General features: G+C 67.0%; 5 protein-coding genes and 1 pseudogene. All 6 read left to right on the forward strand.

Annotation, left to right across the window (positions count from 1 at the left end; genetic code table 11):
- Window positions 1-194 (forward strand): annotated as a pseudogene (locus tag ACFTZB_RS43600) (two-component sensor histidine kinase); the annotation flags it as partial.
- A gap of 17 nt (window positions 195-211) precedes the next feature.
- Window positions 212-874 (forward strand): response regulator, encoded by a 663-nt coding sequence (locus tag ACFTZB_RS43605; RefSeq protein ID WP_378441922.1) that lies wholly within the window; start codon window positions 212-214, stop codon window positions 872-874.
- Between the two features lie 87 nt (window positions 875-961).
- Entirely contained in the window at window positions 962-1,117 is a 156-nt protein-coding gene (locus tag ACFTZB_RS43610; RefSeq protein WP_378441915.1) for a hypothetical protein, read from the forward strand.
- A gap of 176 nt (window positions 1,118-1,293) precedes the next feature.
- Window positions 1,294-1,497, forward strand: coding sequence for a hypothetical protein (locus ACFTZB_RS43615; protein WP_378441917.1), 204 nt, complete (start codon window positions 1,294-1,296; stop codon window positions 1,495-1,497).
- Window positions 1,498-1,566: 69 nt separating this feature from the next.
- Complete coding sequence (locus ACFTZB_RS43620; RefSeq protein ID WP_087555081.1) at window positions 1,567-2,010, forward strand: Fur family transcriptional regulator; 444 nt, start codon at window positions 1,567-1,569, stop codon at window positions 2,008-2,010.
- 37 nt (window positions 2,011-2,047) lie between these two features.
- Window positions 2,048-4,276, forward strand: a complete 2,229-nt coding sequence (gene katG, locus ACFTZB_RS43625) for a catalase/peroxidase HPI (RefSeq protein ID WP_378441920.1) — start codon at window positions 2,048-2,050, stop codon at window positions 4,274-4,276.
- The last annotated feature ends 7 nt before the right edge of the window (window positions 4,277-4,283 follow it).

A 4,283-nucleotide genomic window follows, 5' to 3' on the forward strand; every position in this document is an offset into this window, starting at 1 on the left:
TCCGCGGCGGGGGGCCGGCACCCGGCCGCGCACGCGGTTCCGGTCTGCGGGGCATGCGCGAGCGCGCCACATTGCTCGGTGGCACCCTCCACGCAGGCCCGGACGGCGGGCGATGGTCGGTGCACGCGGCGGTGCCACTGCCCCGAGACTCGTGCCGTCCGGCGATTCTCCGTCACCTTCCGGGACTGTCGTGACGGGCCCGGAGATCAGGGTGCTGCTGGTCGACGACCAGGAACTGGTGCGGTCGGGGCTGCGCCGGATCCTTCGGCGCAAGGACGGCTTCGTGATCGTCGGCGAATGCGCAGACGGCTCGGAGGTGCCGGGCGCGGTGGCGGAGCACACCCCGGATGTCGTGCTCATGGATCTGCGGATGAAGAAGGTCGACGGCATCCAGGCCACCCGCGAACTCCGCTCGGCCGCTCAGCCGCCGCCGGTGTTGGTGCTCACCACGTTCGACGACGACGAACTGCTGTCCGGATCGCTGCGCGCCGGTGCCACGGGGTTCATCCTCAAGGATTCACCGGCGGAGGATCTGATTCGCGCCGTACGCACTGTCGCCGACGGCGGCGCCTGCCTCGACCCGGCCGTGACCGGACGGGTTCTCGCCACGTACCGCGCCGTCGCGCCGTCAACCGACGGGGACCGCCACCGCCTCACCGAATTGACCGCCCGGGAACTCGACGTGCTCGCACTCGTCGGGCGCGGCCACAGCAACGGCGAGATCGGGCGTGAACTGGGCATCTCGGGTGTGACCGTGAAGAGTCACGTCGGGCACATCTTCCTCAAGCTCGACCTCCGCGATCGCGCGGCGGCCATCGTCTACGCGTTCGATCACGGCATCGTCTCCCCGGGCGACACCGGGCCGGCCGCGTGATCAGCCGCTGCGGTTCCCTGACGTCGACGGCTTCCTGCGCCTAGGATTCGCGTAAAAGCCCGAGCCACTCTCACAGAGGAATTGGCCATGATCGCAATCGGTGTGGTGCTCATCGTCGTCGGCTTGGTCGTCAAGATCTCGTCATTATGGATCGCAGGCCTCGTCGTCGGCGCAGTCGGCCTTCTCCTCCTGCTCCTCGGGCTGATGGGCCGCAAGGTGGGCGGACGTAAGTACTGGTACTGACGGGGTCAGCCCCGCCAGTCACGTTGGGCCCGTTCCGTATCGAAGTGTCGTGGGTGGGGTGTCGCGCTCGGTGACCGTTGGCGCAATTGCCGTTGCAATGCACCCAGTCCGGCAAAACGGTCACCTGCACTTACTTCGACAACAGCGGAGAATCCCCTTCCGGCGGAATCCACGGTGTGCCGCTGACGATTCGCCACGGCGTGTGGAACGTGCACATCGTGGCCACCGGCGGCGGTGGCGGCGGACTGTCGCTCGTGCCGTCGGGTGGCATCGTCGGAGTGTCCTCTCCGGATTCGGTTCCGTCGGTCGTGGTCACCCTCGAGCTTCCCCGACGGGTTGTCGGAGCACTCGCCGATGATCGGGCCACCATTTGTATGTAAGTTGAAGTCACGGCAAATTGTTTCCGCAAACTCTTTACTGAGTCCAGAAAAGTAGGTCATAGTGGGTGGGTGCCGTCGATGCCGGATTACGCAGCGTTACTGCGCGGGGCTGAGCTTCGCGTGACCCGCCCGCGGGTCGCGGTGTTGGAGGCGGTGCACGCACGTCCGCACGCCGATACGGAGACGATTTTCGGCGCGGTGCGCACGGTTCTGGACGGGGTGTCCCGGCAGGCCGTGTACGACGTGCTGCACGCAGTGACCGCGGTGGGATTGGTGCGCCGGATACAGCCGGCCGGCTCCGTGGCTCGTTACGAGTCGCGGGTCGGAGACAATCACCACCACGTGATCTGCCGGTCGTGTGGGGCCATTGCGGACGTCGACTGCGCCGTCGGCGAGGCCCCCTGCCTGACCGCGTCCGACGACAACGGTTTCCTCGTAGAGGAGGCCGAGGTCATCTACTGGGGTCTGTGCCCCGACTGCTCGACAACACAGACTTCTCGATCGAAACCCTGACCAACAGCCCAAATTGGTCTCTCCCGGAAGGAATGTTGTGTCCGATAGCTGCCCGGTCGCTCACGAGGGAAACACTCAGAGCACCAGTGAAAGTGAAAACCCCGCAATCCCGTCCCCCACTCCGACGGCGCACCGCCCGAGGACGAACCGCGACTGGTGGCCGAACCAGCCGGAGCTGTCGGTCCTGCACGCCCATTCGTCCAAGTCGAACCCGATGGGCGAGAACTTCGACTACGCAGCGGAGTTCGCGAAACTCGACGTCGAGGCACTCAAGCGTGACCTCACCGATCTGATGACGGATTCGCAGGACTGGTGGCCCGCCGACTTCGGCCACTACGGCGGCCTGTTCATCCGGATGAGCTGGCACGCCGCAGGCACCTACCGCATCGCCGACGGCCGCGGCGGCGGCGGTCAGGGCGCCCAGCGGTTCGCGCCCCTCAACAGCTGGCCCGACAACGCGAGCCTCGACAAGGCCCGCCGCCTGCTCTGGCCCGTGAAACAGAAGTACGGCAAGCAGATCTCGTGGTCCGACCTCCTCGTCTTCGCCGGCAACGTTGCCCTGGAGTCGATGGGATTCAAGACCTTCGGATTCGGATTCGGGCGCGAGGACATCTGGGAGCCCGAGGAGATTTACTGGGGTCCCGAGGACACCTGGCTGGGCGACGAACGCTACAGCGGCGATCGTGACCTCTCGGGTCCGCTCGGGGCCGTGCAGATGGGTCTCATCTATGTGAACCCGGAGGGGCCCAACGGCCAGCCGGATCCACTTGCCGCCGCCCGCGACATCCGGGAGACGTTCGGCCGCATGGCGATGAACGACGAGGAGACCGCCGCGCTGATCGCCGGCGGCCACACGTTCGGCAAGACCCACGGCGCAGGCGACGCCGACCTGGTCGGCCCGGAGCCGGAAGCCGCCCCGATCGAGCAGCAGGGTCTGGGCTGGAAGAGTGCCTACGGCACCGGCGTCGGCAAGGACGCGATCACCAGCGGTCTCGAGGTCGTGTGGACTCCCACACCGACGAAGTGGGACAACAGCTTCCTCGAGGTCCTGTACGGCTACGAGTGGGAGCTCACCAAGAGCCCCGCCGGTGCCTGGCAGTGGACCGCGAAGGACGGCGCGGGCGCGGGGACGATTCCCGACCCCTTCGATTCGTCGGCGGGACGCGCCCCCACGATGCTGACCACGGACCTCTCGCTGCGCATCGACCCGGCGTACGAGAAGATCACCCGCCGCTGGCTCGACCACCCGGAGGAGTTCGCCGACGCGTTCGCCAAGGCGTGGTACAAGCTGCTGCACCGCGACATGGGACCGGTCACGCGCTACCTCGGCCCGTGGGTCCCGGAGGCACAGCTGTGGCAGGACCCGGTCCCTGCCGTCGATCACCAGTTGATCGGTGACAGCGAGATCGCCGCCCTGAAGGGCAAGATCCTCGATTCGGGGCTGTCCATCTCCCAGCTGGTGTCCACCGCCTGGGCGTCGGCAGCCACCTTCCGCGGCACCGACATGCGGGGCGGCGCCAACGGGGCGCGGATCCGACTTGCGCCGCAGAAGGATTGGGAGGTCAACAGCCCGGCCGAGCTGTCCAAGGTTCTGCAGACCCTCGAACAGATCCAGCAGGACTTCAACTCGTCGCAGTCCGGCGGTGTGAAGGTCTCGCTCGCGGACCTGATCGTTCTGGCCGGTGCCGCCGGTGTCGAGAAGGCGGCGAAGAGCGCCGGCCACGACATCACGGTTCCGTTCACGCCGGGGCGCACCGACGCCTCGCAGGAGCAGACCGACGTCGAGTCGTTCGCGGTGCTCGAACCGAGGGCCGACGGGTTCCGCAACTACCTCCGGCCGGGAGAGAAGTTGCCTGCCGAGGCGCTTCTGGTCGAGCGGGCCTACATGCTCAACCTGACCGCCCCCGAGTTGACGGTCCTCATCGGCGGCCTGCGGGCGCTGAACGCCAACTTCGGGCAGACGGCGCACGGCGTGTTCACCGACCGGCCCGAGGTGCTGACCAACGACTTCTTCGTCAACCTCCTCGACATGGGGACGGTGTGGAAGGGAGCAGCCTCCGCCGAGAACGTCTACGAGGGCAGCGACCGGGTCACGGGCGACGCCAAGTGGACCGCCACCGCCGTCGATCTGGTGTTTGGTTCGAACTCGCAACTGCGTGCTCTCGCCGAGGTCTACGCCACCGACGACGCGCAGCAGAAGTTTGTGCAGGACTTCGTGTCCGCGTGGAACAAGGTGATGAACCTCGACCGGTTCGACCTCGACTGATCACGGT

The sequence above is a fragment of the Rhodococcus sp. NPDC057014 genome (genome assembly GCF_042673295.1).
In the GTDB taxonomy this organism is placed as follows: Bacteria; Actinomycetota; Actinomycetes; order Mycobacteriales; family Mycobacteriaceae; genus Rhodococcus_F.

Coding starts and splice junctions, on each gene's coding strand:
- ACFTZB_RS43610 (WP_378441915.1), top strand. CDS start 962: ATGATCGCAATCGGTGTGGTGCTCATCGTCGTCGGCTTGGTCGTCAAG.